Genomic DNA, 4,658 nt, shown 5'->3' with positions numbered 1-4,658 from the left:
CGGCAGAACTTGCAGTATTTGTTCATCTCAAGTCTGTCAGGATCGTTTTTCTTGTTTTTCTTTGTGTTGTAATTACGCTGTTTGCACTCTGTGCAAGCTAAGGTAATTTTAATCCTCATATCGGCACCTCCTGATAAAACGGATTTTTTTGCCTCCCTCGTAAAGGAAACGCTTGAATCTCCAACCTGACGCGGGAAAACACGTCTGTTGGTGGGTGGATGGTTCATTTTTGGACATAAAAAAATAACCCTTTTAGAGGTAAGGCAATCATACCACATCCCCCATGGCTTCGTCAACGGATTTTTTGGCATTTTTGCGCCGTTTTTATGAAGTTTATTGATTTTGTCACACAACAAAGCTTTTTGAAGGTTTTTGCTTGTCGGTTTTGCGGATTTGATACCTTCATCCGTTTTTGACAAGCGGCAAAAAAAGTGAATATCAACAAGCCAAAAGGCCGGAGAATATGCAAAATGATACAAGGAAACCATTGAAAGCAGGGGGAGGGATGTGATACAATGATAGGTACTGATTTGGCTGTTGTTATCTTCTTATAATTGTGATCAGACCGGATCTTCATATTCAAAGCCAAACTACATATAAATAAATGAGACTGTATATTTGAGAACAAAAAAGGAGTGTCCTTTGATGAGCGAACATAAAATCAAGGTCGCCGTCCTGTTCGGCGGTGTTTCCAGCGAACACGAGATTTCGCTGCTGTCGGTCGAGTCGGTGCTCAGCAATCTTTCCGACGAGTATGAGGTGCTGCGCATCGGCATCACCAAGGACGGACGCTGGGTGGAATATACCGGCGCTGACAATGAGATCACCAGCCAGAAGTGGGAATCCGACCTGTCGCTGCGCACCGCGGTCGTTTCGCCGGACCGCTCGCACCACGGCTTTTTGATGCTGGGCAAGGACGGCAGCTGTGAGGTTGTTTCAGTGGATGTATGCTTCCCTGTGTTGCACGGCAAACACGGCGAGGACGGCACCATCCAGGGTCTGTTCCAGCTGGCGGGCATTCCGTTTGTCGGCTGCAACACGATTTCCAGCGCCAACTGCATGGACAAGGAGATGACCCACACCATTCTGGAAGCAAACGGCATCCGCATGGCAAAATGGGTGATCGTCAATGGGGAAAAGATGGCACACTTCGAGGAGTTTGCACAGCAGGCGGAGGAAAAGCTGGGCTATCCAATGTTTGTAAAGCCGGCGAATGCAGGTTCTTCGGTGGGCGTCGGCAAGGCACACAACCGCGAGGAGCTGAAAAAGGCCTGTGAGGTTGCGCTCAAAGAGGACTACAAGGCAGTCGTTGAGGAGTGCATCGAGATGCAGGAGGTCGAGACAGCGGTGCTGGGAAATGCACATCCGCAGGCGGCAGGCGTCGTCGGCGAGCTGGTGCCGGTGGTCGAGTTTTACACCTACGAGGCAAAATACATCGACGGCACCACCGTGCTGCACATTCCTGGCAGAGTCAGCGAGGAAACCTCTCTGGAACTGCGCCAGACCGCGGAGAAAGCATTTGCAGCCATCGACTGTGAGGGCTTTGCGCGCATCGACTTCTTTGTCCGCAAATCGGACGGCGCAGTCATCTTAAACGAGATCAACACCATCCCGGGCTTTACCTCGATCAGCATGTATCCAAAACTGTGGGCACATTGCGGACTGAGCTACCCGCAGCTGCTGACCCGACTGATCGAGCTTGCATTGGAGCGCGGCAGGAAGGGGGCAGACAGAGCGGATGGATAACAGACCGATCGGTGTTTTTGATTCGGGACTGGGCGGCCTGACGGTGGTCAAGGAGCTGCACCGGCTGCTGCCAAACGAAAACATCGTCTATCTGGGGGACACCGGCAGGGTCCCCTATGGAACACGAAGCCGAGAGACCATCATCCGTTATGCCCAGCAGGACATCGACTTTCTGCTGAAAAAGGACATCAAGATGATCGTCGCGGCCTGCGGAACGGTCAGCAGCACGCTGCCAAGGGAGATCTCGTCGGCGCTGCCGATTCCCTATGTGGACATCGTGCTGCCGGCGGCACAGGAGGCCTGTGCCATGAGCGCACGCGGACGCATCGGTGTGGTGGGAACCAACGCCACCCTAAAGAGCAACGCCTTTGGACGGGCGATGCGAAACATCCGCAGCGACATCCATGTCTATGGAAATCCCTGTCCGCTGCTGGTGCATCTGGTGGAAAACGGCATGATCGAGCCGGACAATCAGATCACCAATCTGGCGGTGCAGATGTATCTGGAACCGCTGATGAAAGAGGATATCGACACATTGATTCTGGGATGCACCCATTTTCCGATATTGTATGAGATTTTCAATCGCCTGCTGGACTACAAGGTCACGCTGATTGACCCGGGCAGATGTGCTGCAAAATATGTGCAGAGCATCCTGCTCAAACATTCGATGACCGCCGAGCAGACCACTGCCGGCGAAACCGAATACAACGTGACCGATGAGGTGGAAAGCTTCGACAAGACGGCTTCCATCTTTTTAGGGGAAAAGATCGGCCGGAACGTCCACCGCGTCGAGCTGGTATAAAAGCGCAAAAGCACGAGGTTACAAAGAGTATGGAAACAACAAAGGATATCAAAAAGGACGTCCTGATCACGATTAAAGGAACCCAGAAGGTGGGAAACGAAAAAGATGTGATCGAGATGATGACGACCGGACGGTTCTACCGGAAAAACCAGCTGTACTATATCAGCTATGAGGAGACCGAGGCCACCGGCTATGAGGGCTGCCGCACGACATTGAAGGTGGGACCTCACGACAAGGTGACCATGACCCGCTTCGGGCCGTCGCGCTCCCAGCTGATTGTGGAGCAGGGAGTGCGCCACCAGTGTCAGTACGACACCGGCTACGGCAGCATGACCATCGGCGTGATGGGCAACCACTTTGACAGCACGCTGAGCGAACAGGGCGGACACCTGTCGTTTGGCTATACGCTGGACATCGAGGCCACCGTTGCCACCGAAAATACCGTCAGCATCACCATCAAGGAAATTCTGGCAAATTAAAAATAGATGACGACATCAAAAGAAAGGGAAATCAACACTATGAACATGAATTTTGTAAACAGTGCCATGGCTGAGGTGGAAAACCTGATTAAGGACGCCTTTGCCAAAGCAATGCAGGAGGGCAAACTGCCACAGAACGAGCTGCCAAACTTCTCGGTAGAGATTCCGGCAGAGAGCTCCCACGGTGACTTTGCTTCCAATGCAGCGATGGTTTCGGCAAAGACCTTCCGCAATGCACCGGTGAAAATCGCAAACATCCTCAAAGAGTGCATGGATCTGGAAAATGCTCACTACATCGAAAAGGTGGAGATCGCAGGTCCTGGCTTTATCAACTTCTTTGTAAGCGATCTGTGGTTTGCTGACATCGTATCCGGCGTACTGGAGGCAGGCAAGGACTACGGCCGCTCCGATTACGGCAAGGGCGAGAAGGTCATGGTTGAGTTTGTATCCGCAAACCCGACCGGCCCGATGCACATGGGCAATGCCCGCGGCGGCGCTATCGGCGACTGTCTGGCAGCAGCGATGGATGCCTGCGGCTACGACGTCACCCGTGAGTTCTACATCAACGACGCCGGCAACCAGATCGAAAAATTCGGTCTGTCGCTGGAGGCAAGATACCTGCAGATCTTTAAAGGAGAGGATGCGGTAGAATTCCCAGAGGACGGCTACCACGGCGAGGACATCAAGGAGCGCGCACAGCAGTATGCCGATGAACACGGCGACAGCCTGCTCAACGTTTCCGAACAGGAGCGCCGTCAGGCACTGGTCGACTTTGCTCTGCCGAAAAACATCGAGAAGCTCAGAACCGACCTGGAAAAATACCGCATCGTTTACGACGTATGGTTCCCGGAAAGCACCCTGCACAAATCCGGCGCAGTCAAGGCGATTGTGGACGATATGACCAAGCGCGGCTGGACCTATGAAAAGGACGGCGCAATCTGGTACAAAGCTACCCAGTTTGGCGGCGAAAAGGATGAGGTTCTGATCCGTGCAAACGGCAACCCAACCTACTTTACCGCTGATATTGCTTACCACAAGAATAAATTTGTTGACCGTGGATTTGACCGCGTCATCAACGTCTGGGGTGCAGACCACCACGGTCACGTTGCAAGACTGAAAGGTGCGATGGATGCCATCGGTCTGGACGGCAGCAAGCTGGACATCGTGCTGATGCAGCTGGTACGTCTGATGAAGGACGGCGAGCCATACCGCATGAGCAAACGTACCGGCAAGTCGATCACCCTGTCCGACCTGACCGATCTGGTTCCGATTGATGCAGCACGTTTCTTCTTCAACATGCGCGAGCCAAACTCCACACTGGACTTCGATCTGGACCTGGCTGTGGAGGAATCCTCCCAGAATCCGGTTTACTATGTTCAGTATGCGCACGCAAGAATCTGCTCCATCTTAAAGAATCTGGCTGCACAGAACATCCAGCCGAGAACCTGCACTGCAGAGGAACTGAAGCTGCTGAACACCTCCGAGGAGCGCGAGCTGATCCGCACCCTGGCACAGTGCCCGCGTGAGATCATCGCCGCTGCAAAGAACTACGATCCGGCAAGACTGACCCATTATCTGATGGATGTGGCAACACTGTTCCACAAGTTCTATAACGCCTGCCGTGTTCAGGG

At 53.0% G+C, this 4,658-nt stretch carries 5 protein-coding genes; 4 read left to right on the top strand and 1 reads right to left on the bottom strand.

The features are described from left to right. A partial coding sequence (rpmG, locus tag Q0L39_RS10770) for a 50S ribosomal protein L33 (protein WP_296629093.1) occupies positions 1 to 119 on the bottom strand: 119 nt, incomplete at its 3' end. A gap of 526 nt (positions 120 to 645) precedes the next feature. On the opposite strand from rpmG, the gene Q0L39_RS10765 reads away from it, so the two are divergent. The 4 genes from Q0L39_RS10765 to argS all read left to right on the top strand — a co-directional run. Then, positions 646 to 1,746, top strand: a complete 1,101-nt coding sequence (locus Q0L39_RS10765) for a D-alanine--D-alanine ligase family protein (RefSeq protein WP_296629090.1) — start codon at positions 646 to 648, stop codon at positions 1,744 to 1,746. Beyond that, positions 1,739 to 2,548, top strand: coding sequence for a glutamate racemase (murI, locus tag Q0L39_RS10760; RefSeq protein ID WP_296629088.1), 810 nt, complete (start codon positions 1,739 to 1,741; stop codon positions 2,546 to 2,548). Before Q0L39_RS10765 ends, murI begins: the two co-directional genes overlap by 8 nt. A 29-nt stretch (positions 2,549 to 2,577) precedes the next feature. Continuing rightward, positions 2,578 to 3,027 (top strand): DUF1934 domain-containing protein, encoded by a 450-nt coding sequence (locus tag Q0L39_RS10755; protein WP_296629086.1) that lies wholly within the window; start codon positions 2,578 to 2,580, stop codon positions 3,025 to 3,027. Between the two features lie 45 nt (positions 3,028 to 3,072). Beyond that, positions 3,073 to 4,658: arginine--tRNA ligase (gene argS / locus Q0L39_RS10750; protein WP_296629091.1), on the top strand; the 1,586-nt coding region annotated here is incomplete at its 3' end.

Source organism: uncultured Negativibacillus sp. (assembly GCF_944388365.1).
GTDB lineage: Bacteria > Bacillota > Clostridia > Oscillospirales > Ruminococcaceae > Negativibacillus.
This window is presented reverse-complemented; position numbering and strand designations above follow the sequence as displayed.